The sequence below is a fragment of the Paenibacillus sp. Y859 genome (genome assembly GCF_056786405.1).
Genome location: NZ_JBXCIZ010000001.1, coordinates 419,640 through 438,976, shown reverse-complemented (window position 1 = coordinate 438,976; position 19,337 = coordinate 419,640). Strand labels below are relative to the sequence as shown.

At 35.3% G+C, this 19,337-nt stretch carries 22 protein-coding genes and 2 pseudogenes; 19 read left to right on the top strand and 5 right to left on the bottom strand.

Annotation, left to right across the window (positions count from 1 at the left end):
• Positions 1-25: 25 nt before the first annotated feature.
• Positions 26-733: pseudogene (locus AC1TO8_RS02165) on the bottom strand (ATP-binding protein); the annotation flags it as partial.
• Positions 734-1,057: 324 nt separating this feature from the next.
• Here AC1TO8_RS02165 and AC1TO8_RS02160 point away from each other — a divergent pair.
• From AC1TO8_RS02160 to AC1TO8_RS02150, 3 genes are all read left to right on the top strand, one after another.
• Positions 1,058-2,017, top strand: coding sequence for a pPIWI-associating nuclease domain-containing protein (locus tag AC1TO8_RS02160; protein WP_482053965.1), 960 nt, complete (start codon positions 1,058-1,060; stop codon positions 2,015-2,017).
• A 357-nt stretch (positions 2,018-2,374) separates the two neighbouring features.
• On the top strand, positions 2,375-3,070 hold the full coding sequence (locus AC1TO8_RS02155) for a hypothetical protein (protein ID WP_482053964.1): 696 nt from the start codon (positions 2,375-2,377) through the stop codon (positions 3,068-3,070).
• A 166-nt stretch (positions 3,071-3,236) separates the two neighbouring features.
• Positions 3,237-3,398: a hypothetical protein gene (locus AC1TO8_RS02150; protein ID WP_482053963.1), complete on the top strand. Its 162-nt coding sequence runs from the start codon at positions 3,237-3,239 to the stop codon at positions 3,396-3,398.
• A 261-nt stretch (positions 3,399-3,659) separates the two neighbouring features.
• Here AC1TO8_RS02150 and AC1TO8_RS02145 read toward each other — a convergent pair whose 3' ends face one another.
• Entirely contained in the window at positions 3,660-4,256 is a 597-nt protein-coding gene (locus AC1TO8_RS02145; RefSeq protein WP_482053962.1) for a recombinase family protein, read from the bottom strand.
• 362 nt (positions 4,257-4,618) lie between these two features.
• Between AC1TO8_RS02145 and AC1TO8_RS02140 the strand changes: the two genes are divergently transcribed.
• From AC1TO8_RS02140 to AC1TO8_RS02070, 15 genes are all read left to right on the top strand, one after another.
• Complete coding sequence (locus tag AC1TO8_RS02140; RefSeq protein WP_482053961.1) at positions 4,619-5,593, top strand: copper amine oxidase N-terminal domain-containing protein; 975 nt, start codon at positions 4,619-4,621, stop codon at positions 5,591-5,593.
• Between the two features lie 90 nt (positions 5,594-5,683).
• Positions 5,684-7,041, top strand: a protein-coding gene (locus AC1TO8_RS02135) for an IS3 family transposase (protein WP_482053960.1) whose coding sequence is annotated in 2 segments (ribosomal slippage) — positions 5,684-6,137 and positions 6,137-7,041 — 1,359 coding nt in all. Because the reading frame shifts where the segments join, the coding sequence is not laid out codon by codon here.
• A 378-nt stretch (positions 7,042-7,419) separates the two neighbouring features.
• Positions 7,420-7,623 (top strand): hypothetical protein, encoded by a 204-nt coding sequence (locus AC1TO8_RS02130; RefSeq protein WP_482053959.1) that lies wholly within the window; start codon positions 7,420-7,422, stop codon positions 7,621-7,623.
• A 9-nt stretch (positions 7,624-7,632) separates the two neighbouring features.
• On the top strand, positions 7,633-7,980 hold the full coding sequence (locus AC1TO8_RS02125) for a hypothetical protein (RefSeq protein WP_482053958.1): 348 nt from the start codon (positions 7,633-7,635) through the stop codon (positions 7,978-7,980).
• Positions 7,977-8,108 (top strand): hypothetical protein, encoded by a 132-nt coding sequence (locus tag AC1TO8_RS02120; RefSeq protein WP_482053957.1) that lies wholly within the window; start codon positions 7,977-7,979, stop codon positions 8,106-8,108. Before AC1TO8_RS02125 ends, AC1TO8_RS02120 begins: the two co-directional genes overlap by 4 nt.
• Positions 8,109-8,408: 300 nt before the next feature.
• Positions 8,409-8,867, top strand: a complete 459-nt coding sequence (locus AC1TO8_RS02115) for an HNH endonuclease (protein ID WP_482053956.1) — start codon at positions 8,409-8,411, stop codon at positions 8,865-8,867.
• Positions 8,868-8,882: 15 nt separating this feature from the next.
• Positions 8,883-9,377 (top strand): GIY-YIG nuclease family protein, encoded by a 495-nt coding sequence (locus tag AC1TO8_RS02110; protein ID WP_482053955.1) that lies wholly within the window; start codon positions 8,883-8,885, stop codon positions 9,375-9,377.
• 47 nt (positions 9,378-9,424) lie between these two features.
• Positions 9,425-9,790, top strand: a complete 366-nt coding sequence (locus AC1TO8_RS02105; RefSeq protein WP_482053954.1) for a hypothetical protein — start codon at positions 9,425-9,427, stop codon at positions 9,788-9,790.
• A 556-nt stretch (positions 9,791-10,346) separates the two neighbouring features.
• Positions 10,347-10,694 carry a hypothetical protein gene (locus AC1TO8_RS02100; protein WP_482053953.1) on the top strand — a complete coding sequence of 116 codons (348 nt, stop codon included), beginning with the start codon at positions 10,347-10,349 and terminating at the stop codon, positions 10,692-10,694.
• Positions 10,695-10,902: 208 nt separating this feature from the next.
• Positions 10,903-11,604 carry a hypothetical protein gene (locus AC1TO8_RS02095; protein WP_482053952.1) on the top strand — a complete coding sequence of 234 codons (702 nt, stop codon included), beginning with the start codon at positions 10,903-10,905 and terminating at the stop codon, positions 11,602-11,604.
• Positions 11,605-11,642: 38 nt separating this feature from the next.
• Positions 11,643-12,401, top strand: coding sequence for a DUF6710 family protein (locus AC1TO8_RS02090; protein WP_482053951.1), 759 nt, complete (start codon positions 11,643-11,645; stop codon positions 12,399-12,401).
• Between the two features lie 38 nt (positions 12,402-12,439).
• Positions 12,440-12,646 carry a hypothetical protein gene (locus AC1TO8_RS02085; RefSeq protein ID WP_482053950.1) on the top strand — a complete coding sequence of 69 codons (207 nt, stop codon included), beginning with the start codon at positions 12,440-12,442 and terminating at the stop codon, positions 12,644-12,646.
• 41 nt (positions 12,647-12,687) lie between these two features.
• Complete coding sequence (locus tag AC1TO8_RS02080; RefSeq protein WP_482053949.1) at positions 12,688-13,221, top strand: hypothetical protein; 534 nt, start codon at positions 12,688-12,690, stop codon at positions 13,219-13,221.
• A 63-nt stretch (positions 13,222-13,284) separates the two neighbouring features.
• Complete coding sequence (locus AC1TO8_RS02075; protein ID WP_482053948.1) at positions 13,285-14,073, top strand: hypothetical protein; 789 nt, start codon at positions 13,285-13,287, stop codon at positions 14,071-14,073.
• An 82-nt stretch (positions 14,074-14,155) separates the two neighbouring features.
• Entirely contained in the window at positions 14,156-14,914 is a 759-nt protein-coding gene (locus tag AC1TO8_RS02070) for a hypothetical protein (protein ID WP_482053947.1), read from the top strand.
• Between the two features lie 72 nt (positions 14,915-14,986).
• On the opposite strand, the gene AC1TO8_RS02065 is transcribed toward AC1TO8_RS02070, so the two are convergent.
• The 3 genes and pseudogenes from AC1TO8_RS02065 to AC1TO8_RS02055 all read right to left on the bottom strand — a co-directional run bounded on the left by AC1TO8_RS02065 (position 14,987) and on the right by AC1TO8_RS02055 (position 17,227).
• The gene (locus AC1TO8_RS02065) at positions 14,987-15,205 is read right to left on the bottom strand and encodes a helix-turn-helix domain-containing protein (protein WP_482054486.1); all 219 of its coding nucleotides are present in this window, start codon (positions 15,203-15,205) and stop codon (positions 14,987-14,989) included.
• Between the two features lie 79 nt (positions 15,206-15,284).
• Positions 15,285-15,428 (bottom strand): annotated as a pseudogene (locus AC1TO8_RS02060) (IS256 family transposase); the annotation flags it as partial.
• Between the two features lie 203 nt (positions 15,429-15,631).
• Positions 15,632-17,227 (bottom strand): YifB family Mg chelatase-like AAA ATPase, encoded by a 1,596-nt coding sequence (locus tag AC1TO8_RS02055; protein ID WP_482053946.1) that lies wholly within the window; start codon positions 17,225-17,227, stop codon positions 15,632-15,634.
• A gap of 917 nt (positions 17,228-18,144) precedes the next feature.
• Here AC1TO8_RS02055 and sucC point away from each other — a divergent pair.
• On the top strand, positions 18,145-19,305 hold the full coding sequence (gene sucC / locus AC1TO8_RS02050) for an ADP-forming succinate--CoA ligase subunit beta (RefSeq protein WP_482053945.1): 1,161 nt from the start codon (positions 18,145-18,147) through the stop codon (positions 19,303-19,305).
• The last annotated feature ends 32 nt before the right edge of the window (positions 19,306-19,337 follow it).

The following is a 19,337-nucleotide window of genomic DNA, read 5'->3' as shown; positions in this document are numbered from 1 at the left end:
TGAATAGTCCATTATTCATACCCCCTCACTCATCACGCAGTTGCCGATCCAAATTTCGATACTGAATCGCTTCTGCGACGTGAGAAGCTCCAATAGTACTATCACCCTCAAGATCAGCAATCGTTCTTGCTAATTTCAATATTCTGTCATAGGCTCGCATACTGAGTCCAAGCGCCTCGATTGTTTCTTGTAGCATAGTGGCCGTTGCTGAAGAAAGAACAGCAAAGTTGCGAAGATGCCTTCCAGATAACTCGCTATTCCAAGAAAAGGGCAAACGCTTGTAGCGCTGTACCTGGATTTGATGGGCCCTCATGACTTGCTCTTTCATTTCTTGTGAAGACAAGCTCTTCGTTTTTTTGGTCCATTCTTTGGGTCGAGGAACATCCACTTGTAGGTCGATCCTATCCAGTAAAGGGCCTGATATTTTCGCGCGATACTGGGCAATACGAGCACTGCTACATGTACAACGTTGTTTAGGGTGATCACTTCCAAGATATCCGCAGTGACACGGATTCATCGAAGCTGCTAGCATGAAATGTGCCGGGAAAGTATGAACAGCTCTTGCGCGACTAATCGTTACGGAGCGGTCTTCTAAAGGCTGCCGTAATACTTCTAAGACGTTACGGGAGAATTCAGGGAGTTCGTCAAGAAATAGTATTCCTCTGTGAGCTAGACTAACTTCTCCTGGCTTAGGAATCGTTCCTCCACCAATGAGTCCTCCGGCTGATACGGTTATATAAAGGGAGTCTACTCATTCTACATCCGATCATCAAGGAAACATTATGTACAGTAGAACGATATTTCTTAGAAGCAGAGCATTAATTCCCTTTCGTATCGTAGTTAAATAGCACTGAGTATCTGCATGTAAGTGTTCATGCGAACTATGTCATTTCAGTATCAACTCAGACTGTTAACCACCCCGTACATACGATACATTTGTCTCGGCTTTGATATTGTAAAAATACAAGCACATCCTCTACTATCGTATATCATAAGGCTATGTTAAAATTTGAGAGAACTATGATATACAAAACTGTTAAAAGGGTGACTCACGAATATGGAAGATAGTCAAAGTGAAATTATTGGAAATTACCTAGAAAGCACGTTGGAGGCTGAGGCGTTTAAAGCGTCTCTCGATGTACTGGCGTCGACATCCAACCCGCTCCGTTTCTCTTTTTTCTCGTTGGGAATTAGGGAGCTCGTAAACCATATCATTGATCGCTTAGCTCCAAATGAAAAGGTTGTACAATGTAGTTGGTGGGACGGCAATAACGGGAAAAGAACAACTTCAAAGCGGACGGAAAGAATGCAGTACGCGATTCGCGGGGGACTGTCTGACGAGTTTGTTTCTGACGATCTTGGAGTTGATCTTGAGGTTATTACGGATAGAACGCATCAGGCGGTAGACGAACTCAGTAATTACGTTCATTACACAGAAAGTACGTTTAATGTAGATCATGTGACAGGGAACAAGCTAGTTGAAGACACACTGCTAGCGGTTCAAAGATTTTTCGAGACGATTGAAGAACTTAAGGGAACAGTATCTGAAGCACTGGAAGAATCCTTGAGAAAAGCAATTTCATCTGCAACAATTGCGGATGTGTTGGGTGATGTCGACATCTTGTCCACGCATTATATTGTCGAAGGAAGCGATGTTGACGAAATTAATGTGAGGTCAATCGACCATGAACATATCGATGTTCAAGTAAGTGGTTCGGTTGATATTGAACACCAGTTTGGCTCAGATGGTGACTACGCACGCGGGGATGGCGTTAGATTTGATGATTCCTATCCATTCGTCATCAATCTTCAGCTTGATGTCGAAGATCCTTTGGAAGTCAATATTATGACAGATGACATCATTGTTGATACAGACCAATTCTATGACAAGTCAGAGGAAGAACAAGAAGAACAAGAAGAACAAGAAGAACAAGAAGAACAAGAAGAAGATTATTGGGGAGTTCACGATATGGAGGAAGATGACAGGGAAGACCCCGATCCAGAGTCATACTTTTAATTTCATTATTTTTTTTTTTTTGATAGTTGGCTTGAGATTACGACCAAAAATGTTTAAAGACCAACTGCTTTCGGACGTCTTTATCGTTTGAATAACGGGTTAGCGGGATTAAAAATGAGGCACAATGGTATTGGTCTGCAAATGAATATAATGATGAAATATTCTCGTTAATAGAACACATTAGAAAAGACTCATTATGAGTCCTCTTTTTGGTTCAATGGTTTGATAAAGGTCGTGGTTACCATCTCATTACAATTATCGAAATATAAATAGTTCCAAGGGTTACACAGTAATATTGAAATGAAGATATAAAAATAACAGAATACAAAATAATGGAGTTCAAAGAGGGTATAATTCATGAAAGTATTTACAAGATTTGGAATCGAAACAACTTATTCAAATGGACTTACTGTCTCAACTAGTTACAACTTAAAAAAAGCAGAAGATTTTTATTATGTTCTTGTTGGTTTAGAATTATTAGATTTAAAAATTTTTTTGAGTGATATGGAAAGTAATATTCAAAAGCAAAAAGAGTATATGCTTAAACATGATTCAAATGCATTTGAGTTTACAAGTTCGAACGATTTTAACTATGCACATAGAGTAGATGTTCGTTACCCATATTTACTAAGAAATTCAGCTTTTATTAGTACTTACAGTTTATTGGAAAGTGCTTTGAAAGATATTTGCAATCATTATAAACAAAAAAAAGGCGTTCATACAGATATTAATAAATTCAGTGGTGCAATTATTGATAAAGCTAGAAAGTTTATAAATATAGAAATAGGTATTCCAACAAATCAAATTGAATGGAAGAAAATAGTTCAATACAGGCAAATACGAAATTCAATAGTTCATAATAGGGGATATATATTTAACTTTGATGCTGATACAAAAAAAATTAATTTAGCCATAAACAAGCTTAAAGGTAGTGGGATAAGTCTTAGAAATCAAAGTATTCTTGAACTTGATGAAAACGCATGTATTAATTTTATAATATTGATTGAAACTTTACTTTTAGATATTTGTAAATCACTTCACTATCTTGAATAATAAGTTCTTATACCCTTACATTTGTACTATAAAATTTCCCGAAATTATAGTCAAAACAAAAAGTAATAGAAGATTTTATCATTCTATTAAATGGGGGGAATTGTTAATGTCTAATCAAGAAGTATTGGAAATGATACGCAAGTAATTTAATGCATATCAAGGGATTGTGGAAGAAGTTAAAACTGTTGAAGTAGATGTAAATGATCATAGAACAGCCGATCAGAAGGTAATGGATATGCTAAAGGCTATTTTCCATGTTACAGAGCCAGTTGTATTTGTAAAGGATGCTGATGGCGAAATAAACTATACTAAGGGCGATATATTATGATGCTTTGAAAAATCCTTGATAGTGGGAATCTATATTCTATTTCGTGTCGTGAATAAATTACATAGAGTTTCTTCTTAGAAGTGTTCAGCCCAACGATTTCATTCCAAAGTCAAGCCTCACTGTAAACCATCCCCTCCCTCCGTATATGAATCCGCTTGTACTTCATCTTAAATTTAATAAATCACAGTTGAATCTATCCCGCTTCTGAATATAAGAAGAAGCCAACAATTAATGATGGCTTCACATTCAATCTATATTGAACTACTGTGTCTTCTTTAGCTTATTTAGCTCAGCGTACAATGTAGCTTTAGGTATGCCAGTGGTCTTTATGATTTCGCTTACTAACAGTCCATTTGTCTCACGATCAGCGTACAGATTCAAAGCTCGTTTGATGATGCTTGAATCCTGCGCAGGACGACCCATGTGAGTACCTTTAGCTTTAGCACGTTCCCTGCCTTCTGTTGTTCGGTCTACTATCAAGTCTCTCTCAAATTGTGCAAATGATCCTAGCATGTTAAACATTAGAGATTGCATAGGACTAGCCTTTTCAACAGCATCAAAGTGTAGATTGTCCTTTAAGAACTTCACATTAATACCTCTAGCAAGCAAGTCATTGACAATGTTGTTCAAGTCGATGATAGAACGTGCTAGACGGTCTATCTTGGTTACTACAAGCGTATCACCTTCTGACATGTCTTTTAGTAGTTCCTTCAATGCAGAACGCTTCTCTGTAGATGTTCCAGTCACTTGCTCATGATAGATGTTAGCGCATCCAACTTCTTTAAGAAGTTGCTTCTGAGTCTCTAGTCCATTGTCCTGCCCTACTGTCGATGTTCTAGCGTATCCGTATAGTGTCATTGTAATTGCTCCATTCGTCTAAATGTTTATTAACTTCTATACTATCTATTTTAGACTATCTTTTGGACAAATACAAGTGCAGATGTTGTATACTTTTGAACTGTTTTTACACTATGGCAAAAGTCGAAACTTCTAGACTACTATGTAATATTTTTGATTTCCAACAAAAAGTCTTTCTAATTGATATTATCTTTTACACCTTTCAATAAGCCCTTACAAGTTGTTTAATTCCTAAATTAACAAGGAATTAGCACAAGCATAGTTGAGCGAAAAATGTCGATATAGGGTACTATCATTGATAACATCAAAAAAATAGGATAACATCAATTGTAATCACAAGATGAAAGAAGGAATGTGCAAACATGAAACTCATAAAATCTTTACTGTTAACATCACTTTTGGTAACCTCAATCGTATTTCCGACAAAAGTATTGGCAGAAGAACAGATTCAAGTGTATATTGACAAGCAAAAAATGAATTTTGAAGTTGCTCCAGTAATTCTAGATGGAACAACGCTAGTACAATTTCGAACAATTTTTGAAAAGCTAGGTTACTCTATTGAATGGAATCAAGATGTTCGTACTATTACAGCATCTAAAAAAGACTTAACAATAGTACTTTACATTGACTCTAAGAAGGCATTGGTTAATAACAAAGAAGTAATGCTGGAGAAAGCGCCAATTGTTATCAATGGAAGCACTTTGATTCCACTTCGCTTTGTTGGTGAAACAAGCGAAAAAAAGGTTACCTGGGATGGTGAGTCGAGGATAATAGAAATTGGAAATGCGGAATCATCATTAACTGTACCGTCAAATTCTGATACTACAACTACACTGACTGAAAAACCACAAGAAGAGAAGCCTGCCATCGAATTACAAAATCTTCCTGCTACGATAGTTAAATCCAACTACAGTGTAACAATAAATTCGATTAAAAGACTTGAATATAAAAGTAAAGGAGATGTAAAGAATCTAGTTAGTGTTACTATTAAAAAAAATAATGATTATCCAACGAGAGTGGAAGCTTATGGTAATGCACATGCTAACGTTGGCTTAGAGAGTTGGTATCCCATAGGTGTACCTTATAGTTGGGACAGGACATATAAATTAGATGATAAATTATATACAGAAAGAGAAAAGACAATAGAACTACCCTACAGGGCCCTAATAAGGGATGGCACTGAAAATATTCAGATAACATTAAAGGTAGGTACTAGAATGTATGATTATCCAGAATCAGAGAGTAAAGCTTTTTATGCTTCGGAGGCAAAGGATTATCCGATTGGAAATGGAGTAGGAATTGTTTTCAACATTGATACAACAGATTTGTTTAAATAACAAGCTATCCATGAACAATAAAAAGACCATTCTAAGTGAACTGCACCCCGATTGTTAGACACAACTAACAATTGGAGGTGCAGTTTTTCTATGACCAAGTTCAGTACAGATCAAAAAAGACAAGCAGTCATCCGTTATCTAAATGGAGTAGAAAGTCTTAAGACGATTGCGAAATCAATCGGTGTCCATCATTCCGTATTCATAAAATGGAATAAACAATATGAACATCATGGTGATGAGGCTTTTAAAAAGGGCTATACACTGTATTCTGTACAGGATAAACTAGACGTACTTCATTATATGAACGAAAATGGGACGTCTGTGAGAGAAACGGCTGCTATATTTAATATTGCTAGCCATAGTACCCTTTTAAGCTGGCAAAAAAGCTTAGCATTACAAGGGATAGACGCCCTACAACCAAAGAAAAAGGGGCGTCCATCCATGAAAAAAGATCATAAGGAACTGAAGAATCAAACGTTAGTAGAAGGTTCTGCAGAGGCTTTACAAGCAGAAGTAGAGCGTTTGCGAATGGAGAATGCGTACTTAAAAAAGTTGAATACCTTAGTTCAAAACAAGGAAAAATCACCAAACAAGACAAAGCGCAAGTCGTCTATGAACTAAGGACCAAATTCTCGGTGAAAGCACTTCTGCAGCTAGCGGATATCCCACGTAGCACGTATTATTACTGGGTGAATACTTTTGGTATGCCAGACAGAGATGCCAAGTTAAAAGACGCTATTCAAGCGATCTACGAGGAGCATAAGGGCCGCTATGGTTATCGCCGTATTCGGGATGAGTTAGCGAATCGTGGACATCGTGTAAATCATAAGAAGGTGCAACGTTTGATGAAGGTATTAGGATTAAAGTGCCTGGTGCGCATGAAGAAATATCGCTCATACAAAGGGATGATCGGCAAGATTGCTCCAAATATTTTAGAACGAAACTTCCACGCTGAAAAGCCGAATGAGAAATGGGTTACGGATATTACAGAGTTTAAATTATTTGGAGAAAAGCTATATTTATCACCACTGCTAGATCTATATAATGGTGAAATCATTACGTATACTATCGGTTCAAGACCGGTCTATTCGCTTGTTTCAACGATGTTAGATCAAGCATTTAAGCAATTAACAGATGAAGGTACACTCCTGATTCATTCTGACCAAGGCTGGCACTATCAGATGAAACAATATCGTCATGCCCTTGAAGAACGTGGTATCAAGCAAAGTATGTCCCGCAAAGGTAATTGCTACGACAACGCCGTCATTGAGAACTTTTTTGGTATCATGAAATCTGAATTTCTATATTTAGATGAATTTGAAAGTATCGACCATTTTAAACAAGAGCTATCCAAATATATTGATTATTACAATCACAAGCGAATTAAGGCAAAACTAAAAGGCATGAGTCCGGTACAGTACCGAACTCATGCCCAACGCGCTGCCTAATAAAATAACCTGTCTAACTTTATGGGGTCACTTCAGAGGACCGATTAGCATAATGTTGGGCAACATTGTCATACATGAAAAAGCAACAAAAAAAGATAATCCATTTATTTATGGGTTGTCTTTTTTATTAATTTATAATAATCTCTCAGCAAATCTACTGTTCGTTACGTTAATATCACATGTGTGGTAAAATAATCCTATACAGAGATCAATGGAGTTACACTGAAATACTAAATTTATTAAATTTACTAAGAAAAGAGGAATATCTATGAATTCGTAGTTCGAAGTTAAATCAACAAGAAATAGATGAGTTATTATCTTAAGTCATCTATTTGAAAAAGAACGATAAACAATTGACCTATGAGGAGAGTACTATAATTGTTAGTGTTAGATATATTAAAAAATTATATCGGTAGCTTAAATCCCATTGTCTTAACAAAAACCCTACAAGTTGCTCAACTGTGTACTTTTATAGTGGGTATTATAACTCTAATTGTTACTATTTTTAACGTTAATAGAACACAGGCTAGAAATAGAGCAAATGATGTAGAAAAATTTAAACGTGATTTGAATTTAAAATAAGCAGATGAAATGATCGAGGCTATCAGTGTAGTAAAGGAACATTATGTAGATATTTTAGGTGTTAAGGATATATATAACATGTTAATGAAAGATAAGATTAACCTTGAATCATTTCTGAATCATATATCAAAATGTGATTTACAACACGATTCAACTAATAGGGTGGTTGTGAAGTTTCGACAACGCGAAATTATTCTGAAACATTATGATGGACAAGTGGAATCTATTTATGAAACAGGGACTCAAATGGGTATTTATTTGAGCGATTTGACTAGATATTTCACTACTAAGGCTGGACATACAGATAGAGAAATTAAGAGTACTGTTGATCAAATTGATAGTGCCGCAAAAAAATGACATTAGAATTAGTTCAAATACGGAAAGACTTGCAGAATGATTTTTTAGGTGGTTTATACGAAGAGAAAAAGTTGAAATGGGGAAATATCAATAAAAAGATTAGAGAAAGAATTAAAATGAATCGCTAAGCATTTTAAGTTTTGAAAGAGTGATATCGTAATGTAATTCGATGCTGAAATAGCTATTCTTGTTCAAAAGTACTTAAAATAAAAGAAGTCAAAAATCAGGATTACTCCATAGCAGAAACATTATCTAGACCACATTGGAAAAAAGTGTGGTTTTAGTGGATGGCATTGGAACATTATGAAGGTAAACCAATGCCTGAGTTAACAATGGAAGAGACTAAGGCAACGTATGGAGATTAGAAGTCGCTGTAAATGAATTCTTTAATCGGTATATTTTAAATTCACTGCAAAGAAGGTGCTTTGTTGAAACCGAACGAACTAAAAGTTTCTATAGATATGATTCCTAGAAACTCATTCGGAAAAAATATTAGAGCAAAAGTAAGCAGATTTACATGGGATATAATGCGCAAGAAGACTTATTATAAAGCAGGTCATAAATGTGAAAAATGCTTTGATGGAACAACAGAGTTACATTGTCACGAAATTTGGGGATACGATGAGTTTATGGAAACTCAAACTTTGATTGGTTTGACGGCTGTTTGCAAAATGTGTCATCATATTATTCATTTTGGGCAAAGTCAAATTTTTATAAAGCAAGGAAAACTAAATGAAGATGAATTAATAGAACATTTCATGCGTGTGAACGAATGTACTAAGGAACGCTATCATGAACATATAAGGGAAGCACAGAGAATTTGGTTCATGAGAAATTTAGTTGATTGGGAAATTGATTTTGGTGAGTATAGTAGATATATAAAATGAGTCTTTGATTAATTATTGAATTCAACAGATTGGATGGTGTTGGTTTGTATGTGGACTATTAAATATGATGCTAAAACAATAACCAGAGATGATATTCCAAAGGATATTGGTGTATACGCTTGGTTTGATAAAAGTGATGATTCATTAGTCTACATAGGTAAAGCGACAGGAAAAGGTGGATTAAGAACTAGGATATGGTCGCAACATCTGAATGTGAATTACTTAGAACTAAGAGAAGTAAAACATACGGCTAAAGACAGTTTTCAAATAAATAATCCGATCTATTATAATAACAAGCTTGCTATTGATAAATCCGCTTTTAGAAAGAATGTAGCAAGGACTTATTCATTGAAAGCAGGAATTGATTCGGTTGAGTATTTGAATGATAATTACTTAGTTTCGTTTATTGCATTTGATAAGAATGATAAACAGAAGGTTATTGAGCTTGAAAACGAATTAATAAAGACATTAAAACCAAGATTAAACATTGCAGGAATGATACGAAATTAGCCTTTCATAAAAAGTTCATATTGAAAATATTTGAAGGAGGGTTAATCATGCAAAGAAAGGTTATTGTTGGATTACTTGGAGTGGTTCTACTTGGTTTGTTTGGATTTTTATTTTTAGCTAACCAGCAGCAGACTACTGAGTTAATAAAGTTAAGGGAATCAAACAATGAGCTTACGGCTACTTTAGAAGAGTTGAATACAAAATTTCTTGAATTAGAAGTGGCAGTATTTGAAATAAAAGTGAATGCGGTTGAGAAAAATATCAACGGTAGTGATGAGAGATTAATTAATATCGAGCAAGAAGTAGGGAATTTAAATGGCATTGTCGATGAAATCGGTAATAGTGTTGAAGACTTGGATGATAGTGTTACCAAGTTGGATAGGCGTGTGTTCGACATTGAGCTATGGAAGTAAAACGAATCTTTCATTTAGAAAGGAGTAAACTATGAAGTACCAAACAGGAAGGTTATTGAATGGGAAAGAAATTATGCTTGGAGATGTTCTTCTAAGTCCTGAAAACTAAACACCAGTAGTTGTTCTATTAGATGATGATGAGAATGAATATTGTGTCGAAGTCAAAGATAAAGGTAATTGGTTCTCATCGTTAGATAAATATCTTGCTGATTGGAAATACATTAAGCAAATAGAAAACATTAATCATCGTAAATCCAGATGAATTGTGAGTTTGATCAAAAATACGTTTAAGAACGGAATGACAATTTTGAAAAGTAAAGAGCATGAGGTTGGGGAATATATTAATTCGGATAATTACATAGGTACATCTGAGTCAAGTGAGTTTCATGGAAAGTATCTGTTCTTTTCCAACGATAGAAATAATTAAATCAAAATAGTACAAACCGAAATTAATGAGCATGGTTTTAATTCTGCCAAAGTTGTAATTGAGCCAAGTTTTTCATCAGACAGTTATGTAATGTGTTTGTATTCGGACGATGATTCCAGACTAGATGAATTGAAAATAAGACATCATAAAAATATTCGTTGGAAGTATGACAAAGATACTATAAATGGTGTCTATTCAAATTCGGAACAATATTTGAGTCTTAACTATTTTCTGCCTTATGACGAGTCACACAGAAAATTATTTGAAGATTATTATAGGACGAAGTTTCACGATAATAGTTCTAGTGAGGGAAATGATCCAGATAAAATATTTGATGAAATTTTGTCAGAACTTATTGATAATCTATCAGAAGAAGCTCGGGGAAAGATGATGCATTTGAGTATAAGTGGAATATCGATTAGGAAAAGACACATGAAGGTGAATATCGATGAAATTAAAAAACTGTATCTTAAATAAATCTGTTGGAGATGTTTGTAGATCAACATGAAGAGTTTTGATGAATCAAATATTTGATAGAAAGATAGGTGGGTGTTATTGTAATTATCGCTTAACTTTTAACAAGAAGTCCAAAGAAAATAAAAAGTAGAATAAAGTGCGGTAATAAACCTTTGTTAAACATTATGCTAGGTTTATTTCATAAAAAATTAATAGGGGTGAACATAGAGTGAATGATATCAAAGAAAGTTTCAAACACACCAAGGGCGATGTGGCACATGGTTTGATGAAAGCAACAATTTCCTCAGTTCCTTTAGTTGGCAATCTCTTATCGGAAGCGTTTTCTTTATATGTAACTCAGCCCGCTGAAAAGAGAAGAGAGAATATTATCATCTTAATTGATGAAAGGTTGAACAGACTAGAGCAAAATTCTTTAGATTTAAATAAACTTGCGGATAATGAGTTGTTTCTAAGTGTAGTTTTACAGGCAACAAATATTGCAATGAGGAATCATTTAGCTACTAAACGGATGGCTCTACTTAATGCGATTACCAATGTAGCTATAGAAATTGATATTGAGGAAAGTAAGATTGATTTATTTATGTCAATGATAAGCGAATTAACAGAATTACATTTAAAAATTTTATATTATTTCGAGAATCCCATAAGAAATCTTGATGAAAAAGGAATAGACTACAATGATTTATACATGGGTGGCGCAAGTACAGCATTTTATAGATACTATCCAGAGTTAACTGGGAATGAGGATTTTGTTGGTTTAGTAATAAATGATTTGCATCAGAAAGGCTTACTTAGTTCAAGTTCATTCATGAATACAATGATGACAAAGGACGGAATGCTTACTGCGAGAACCTCTTCAACTGGAAAGGAATTTATTGGATTTATAAGTGAACCAGATTTAATCAAATAACTATTTTAATAGACTTAATAGAGAGTAGAGTGGGCGCGATGATGTTTAAAATAAAAAATAGACAAAGGGGATTTGGTGTTTTTAATACTCCTATTAAATCCACTGACAAAGAAAATAAGATTTTATTTGACCATATGATGAATGAAGCGAGAGTCATTATCGCTAAACACAATAAACGTGGTGAACGATTCGATGGAAACAACCAGGTATTAAGACATCCCATTTACGATTTCATTAAACTAATTGGTCTTAGAATTCAAACTCATTATCTGACTAATCTACTTTATAATATTGAAGAAATTAGATTGCCCAATATTGACTATTGGCACATGTTTTTCAGTAATAGTAAACCTATTGAAAACGGAAAAACAATGTATGATTTCTTTGAAAGCCTCCCTTCTGATTATACAAAAGTTAATTTAAAAGAAGATTTAGTGTTACCGTGGCCATGGAATAATGATAGGTATAGTGACTCTCTTGTGAATATAGGAACAGGCAGGTTTTGGGGAGAGTGGTCTGAAGATACAACAAATCACGCAGTAGAGTTGTGGCTGCCAATAAGAATCGGATTTGTAAATGGTGGGAATCATTCGATTACTGCTGGTATACTACAAGGAGTTGGAAATCTAATACCCAAATACGTGTTTGATATAAGTCCGATTTACAATGTGATTTATACCGATGGAATGAACTATTATCGAAAGTTAGATAATTCAGTTATTGACAAGGTGTTAAAAGTTGAGTTTGCTGTATTATTTGAGATTGGAAGGTTAATGCTCGACAACAATATTAAGTAAAAGAAATGTTTTATCAAAATTAAGGGGGATGATCGTTGATGTCTACAACGAACAATAGTATTCCTGTAATGGTTAATTTTCTGCAAGAATTACATACGAATAAAGAAGTTGCTCTCGATGCTTTTCACTATGGAGATAATTACAAACGAATTGCAAATGACTTATACAGCAGAGTTAAATTGATTGGTGGATATGGGGTTAACCTTAATGAAGGTGGATTAAGAACAATAATTACCATTCAGTAAAAAGCAACCTTTCGTTAGGTTCGAAGGGAGATTTATTATTAATGTCTAAAACTCTCTATAATATCAATAATATAATGTCCGAAATGAACACTCTAGGAAATAAAATCAAAGAAGAATTTGTAGTATATTTTAATACTCTTAGAAATGTAGAAATTGATCATTGCGATACTTTGGCTAAAATTATAAGAGTTTCTGATTACGAAGATATTGATAAAATTAAGTATGGGGCAGGATTTTACATAATCCTTACTAATTATAGGATCGATGAGAATCCCTGCGAATTCGTTATTGGAGAATTTAAAGCCATTTATCGAGGCCATGCATATACAACAAAACATAGAGTGAGGAGTCATATATTTAATAAACAATACAATGAAAATAGATCGGGAACAAATTATGATGTCTGTATGAAACTCGATGGGAAAGAGGGGGTTAATATTGATGAACATCCCTACAATGATTACGAATGGTACGTACTTCAGTTGATTATGAAGGGTAGCAATAAATTTGTTCGAGAAAAAGCGGAAGAAGCGTTCGTTGAAGTATTTAAAAAACCATTAGGCAGTAAACAATAGGTTATGAAATGCAAGATTGATGAGGAATAAGTACAAAGATATATTGACAAGGGTGGTTATCTTATGATCATTAATTGTGCTACTTTTGAATCATCATTAGAATCAATATCAAATTATTACAAGGCTACCAGTAATGAGATTTATAGTACTTTAAGTAATTTTGATATGGATAGATTTTATGAAATTAATAGGTATGAAAATACTGGAGATAAGTTGTTGTACGAAATGTTCAAAGAAAAATATGAACCAAACAATAATATAACAGAAACGCATTGGTTCCATCTTACAAGAGTTCCTGTAGATAATAATTTTGAGGGTTCAATACATCCATTAGGAAAGCAAGTTGAACAAATATGGAACTATTTATATTCGTTAGTTAAAGAGGTCATTACAGAAAATGATTGGGCTTATTTTCGGGAAAATATAACTCGTATTGGTAATGATGGTTATCTATATAAACTAAAGGTATCAAATTCGTTTCATTGGGGTCCATTTGCAATGCTTGTTAAAGATGTTGCTTTTAAGTTTAAAGAAATTGGGAACCATGATTATTTAAGGTCTCCGGAAATAATTGAAGATATATGTTCAGCTTTTTCTTCCATTTTCAAAATTGACCTTTTAGAAAAATATATTCAGAGTACTGTGCCATGTATAGTTCATTTTAAATCTAATGATAACGATAATAGAGTGATTGCTCCAATACTATTCTATTTGTATAATACGATTAAAAATGAAGATTTGTCGCTTCATTGCAATACATGCTTTGATGGACAAGGAAAGGAAATACTTGAAATTGACATCATAAGAGTTGAATATATCGACTATGAAATAAGCAAATACCTAAAACTGTGAATTAGGTATAATATTTAGTTATGAAATGTAGATTTTATTTAATGGGTAAATAAAATAATTACAAAATAAGGAGTCGATTTATATGAAACTATCTGAGATACAGGGATTTGAAAGCAAAGAGATACTATTTATGGTGAAGTTCACTCAAGAGAGATTTGTAGAATCTTTAGTTAATGGCAATCTTTATATGAATCCAATTAAATATTTTGTAGAGCTTGAAGAGAAAACAAAAATAAAAGGACAGGGCGATAAGTTCGAAGGTGCTAATGTAATCCGAGATTTTAATTTTACTCTTTATAAACATGGTACAAAGGAAAAGGTCGGAGAAGGCTACTCAGATTTATTGGTTGAAAGAAATCATTACTATGACGACTTACCAATATTTTGTATAACAGCATTTACCCCACAGGATTTTAAGGTCGTTAATGAGACCGATGAAATGCTTTCTTTAGTATTTGATCTGGATGAGCAGGACAAATCAATCATGGAAGAAACGTTTGGTGAAAAAGCTATTGTTATTAATGCCGCTGAATTCATGAATTCTGTTGATGCACATATGATTAACAATAATATAGCATACAGTGCTCGTCTTGTTGATTACTTTGATTATTCTGTAAATCATGAAGCAAGAATACGTGATTATGGAAAATCATTGTCTTCAATATTTGTGAAAGATGATTTCTATAAACATCAAAGAGAGTATCGTATTGCTTTGTTAGATCAACGTAGAGATGCAGGATTTAATTTGAAAATTGATAATTTCAACACTAAAATGCCTCTAGTACTGGAAACAAAAGATTTTTTTGAGAACTTTGGATTGGATGTACGAAAAAGATCATAAAAGACGAATTTCTTCTAATGTTTTAAGGTTTTAATAGTTCTAATCAAAGTTAAAGCCCTAAGAGTAATTATCTCAAGGCTTTTTTGTGTTGTCTGGTGTTCCAGTATCAACAAGTAGTACTTGTTTATGATCAATTACGTCTGATAAGTCACATTGCAATACGTTGCAAATATCATCTATTATCTTCATTGCAATATACTCATCACGCCACATTCTAGCAGAGGTTGAAGAAGAAATACCAACCATTTCGATAAATTCCATTCTAGTTATTTTACGCTTGATTAAGGTTATTTTTAGTGGATCAAATAGGCTGCTTTGTTTACAATGGCTCCCTCATGTTTGACCTTGAAGTGAATGGCATCTAGAAAAACAAATGAGCATCCATCTCACCTTCCAGCATCTCTTGCAACGTCTCAGCAAACAACTCTTTCAATGCATTCTGAGCATCCTGTGCTGACACCAGTTTATTCTCTTTAATAAACTCTCGTAATTGCTGTTTCGTCCATAATCCCAAGTGTTCTCCCCAACCTTTCTTATACTACTATTTTAATAGGTTTTGGAGTTTACACAATCTATTTTATAGACTCGATTATTGACAACATGTTTGACAACTACCGATATTGGTTGCACCATAATTGAATCGAATTCATAATTTCAAAGTCATACTGCACTTAGGTTTTTAGACGATACGCTGAATAGTCCATTATTCATACCCCCTCACTCATCACGCAGTTGCCGATCCAAATTTCGATACTGAATCGCTTCTGCGACGTGAGAAGCTCCAATAGTACTATCACCCTCAAGATCAGCAATCGTTCTTGCTAATTTCAATATTCTGTCATAGGCTCGCATACTGAGTCCAAGCGCCTCGATTGTTTCTTGTAGCATAGTGGCCGTTGCTGAAGAAAGAACAGCAAAGTTGCGAAGATGCCTTCCAGATAACTCGCTATTCCAAGAAAAGGGTAAACGCTTGTAGCGCTGTATCTGTATTTGATGAGCCCTCATGACTTGCTCTTTCATTTCTTGTGAAGACAAGCTCTTCGTTTCTTTGGTCCATTCTTTGGGTCGAGGAACATCCACTTGTAGGTCGATCCTATCCAGTAAAGGGCCTGATATTTTCGCGCGATACTGGGCAATACGAGCACTGCTACATGTACAACGTTGTTTAGGGTGATCACTTCCAAGATATCCGCAGTGACACGGATTCATCGAAGCTGCTAGCATGAAATGTGCGGGGAAAGTATGAACAGCTCTTGCGCGACTAATCGTTACGGAGCGGTCTTCTAAAGGCTGCCGTAATACTTCTAAGACGTTACGGGAGAATTCAGGGAGCTCGTCAAGAAATAGTATTCCTCTGTGAGCTAGACTAACTTCTCCTGGCTTAGGAATCGTTCCCCCACCAATGAGTCCTCCGGCAGAAATAGTATGATGCGGTGAACGGAAGGGACGGCGTTTCAATAATCCCGCTGAAGGTTCTTTTAGCTTACCGGCCGCACTGAATATTTTGGTCGTCTCAAGAGCTTCCTGTTCTGTTAAAGCAGGCAAAATCGTAGGTAAACGTTTGATCAACATCGTTTTTCCGGTACCAGGAGGACCGATTAGCATAATGTTATGCATGCCGGCAGATGCAATGGTAAGTGCTCGTTTTACATGTTGTTGACCTAACACATCACTATAATCTTCATGAGCAGTGGTATCCTCATCAGAATCTGACGATTTTGGAGTAAGTAGAGGAGAATAGAGAAGAAAATCCAACGAATGAAAAATAACAGGGGGATCGGTTTCCTTTCTCCCAGCTTTAGGCCGAAAGGCATCGGGATATAATAGTTCGTTTAAATGCCCTAGTCTAAAGATTTGGATATCTGTAATCAAAGCTGCCTCAGTAGCATTCTCCAGCGGTAATAGAACAGCATTAAACCCTTCATGTTTCGCACGATCTACCATCGACAGTACACCGGATACAGGTCTTAATGATCCATCCAATGCAAGCTCTCCGATCATGAGTAACCGAAGATCAGGAGGAAGAATAATCTGACCACTAGTAACTAGAATAGTAAGTGCGATGGCCAGGTCGAATGCTGAACCTTCCTTTCGAAGATCTGCTGGAGCTAGATTGATCGTAACTCTTTGCATAGGAAATCGAAAACCGCAGTTCTTAATGGATGCACGAACTCGCTCAACCGCTTCTCGGATGGCTGAGTCTGGAAGACCAATAATGGCAGTTTGCGGTAACCCATTGGAGATATCAACTTCGACTTGAATGATTACGCCATCAATTCCATATAAACAAGCACTATGCATTTTTCCGTACATAATCAAAAAACACCTCTCTTCTATATAATGGATACGATGTAGACTGTATACCGCATTAGAAAAAAGGTGCTTCCTTTTATAAATACATGAAATTATAAGTTTTTGCTTAAGTGAATAATTACTTCAATCTTAGATGGAATAGAAGTAATTGTCAATATTGAGAAGGGCACAACACTAAAATTAGCGCTTGACTATTTCGATAAGATCCGTTTTGAAGTAACTTAAGAGCGACTTTACTACGGTTCTATCGAGCATCGTTCTCATAGAACCAACACCAAGCACCGTATGTTATAAAGCCTGCAACGATACATCTTTTTTCTGGTTGATCTAGCGTTTCACTCCAAATTCCTACGATAATACATCTATTAGCCTATTAAAGGGACAAACCTTCTTACTTATGATTAAATACCTGCACGATCGCAGGTATATTCGAGATATCATTGGTTTCGATGGAAAAGCCTGCACTTTCGCAGGAATATGACACTCACTGAACAAGAAGGTAGGATGAATGTCTCCCTATGATTTCAACAGCGATCGTAAGGACAATCCGTCATCGCATCAGTCTCCTACATAAGCTTTTGTCAAGCACTAGTTTTGGTTTAGAGCCTTAAGAAGGAGTAAGCCCATACTTTGAACACTAACCTCCTATATTTTTCTAATCATTCGCAATAAGGGATGAAACCGATATCAAAAGAGTGTCTATTGGATGTGCTTATATTAAGGAAAGCGTTTTAAAAACATGGTACAATGAATTTAGTTTATAAATATTTCCAATAAAATATAAGAAGGTTCCATTTAAACTGAGACTTAACTTATATTTTTTGTAGAAATGTATACGCTCTTTTAATGAAGATAGTATATCATTTATACTCGGGAGGCTCGACTTTTTTCAGCAATGTTGATAGGAGGATTTGTTAATGAATATCCATGAATATCAAGGAAAGCAAGTGTTGAAACAGTATGGCATTTCCGTTCCAAATGGGAAAGTCGCCTACTCAGTGGAAGAAGCGGTAGAAGCTGCTATATCTTTAGGTAGCTCAGTAGTGGTTGTTAAAGCACAGATTCATGCTGGAGGTCGAGGGAAAGCTGGCGGTGTTAAAGTAGCCAAGAACCTAGATGAAGTACGTACGTATGCAGAAGAAATTCTCGGAAAAGTGTTAGTTACTCATCAGACAGGACCAGTTGGTAAAGAGGTTAAACGACTCCTAATTGAAGAAGGCTGTGATATTCGCAAAGAATATTACGTCGGTGTTGTTGTAGATAGTGCAACAGGACGAGTTATCATGATGGCATCTGAGGAGGGCGGCACTGAAATTGAAGAAGTCGCTGCGAACACCCCAGAGAAGATTTTTAAAGAATTAATTGATCCTGCTATTGGGTTACAGATGTTCCAAGCTCGCAAATTAGCATATGCGATTAACATTCCGAATGAGTTAGTAAATAAGACTGCTAAATTTATGACGGGATTGTACAATGCTTTTGTTGATAAGGATTGCTCCACAGCTGAAATAAATCCATTAGTTATTACAGGCGATGGCGATGTTATCGCTTTGGATGCGAAGATGAATTTCGATTCGAACGCATTATTTCGACATAAAGATATTCAGGAACTTCGCGATTTAGATGAAGAAGATTTGAAGGAAATTGAAGCGTCTAAATATGATCTTAGCTATATTGCTTTGGATGGTAATATCGGTTGTATGGTCAATGGTGCTGGTCTGGCTATGGCAACGATGGATATTATTAAATATTATGGTGGGGACCCGGCTAACTTCCTCGATGTTGGGGGCGGTGCCACAACTGAGAAGGTAACGGAAGCGTTTAAAATTATTTTATCCGATGAAAAAGTTAAAGGGATATTCATTAATATTTTTGGCGGTATTATGCGTTGCGATGTCATTGCAAATGGTGTCGTCGAAGCTGCCAAACAGCTTGGATTAACACGCCCGCTCGTTGTTCGATTAGAAGGTACTAATGTTGATCTTGGAAAGAAAATTTTAGCGGAGTCGGGACTTAATATCGTTGCTGCAGATTCGATGGCAGATGGCGCACAAAAGATTGTCTCGCTCGTACAATAACCACTTTTAAATCGATAGGGGATGTGAAGTAA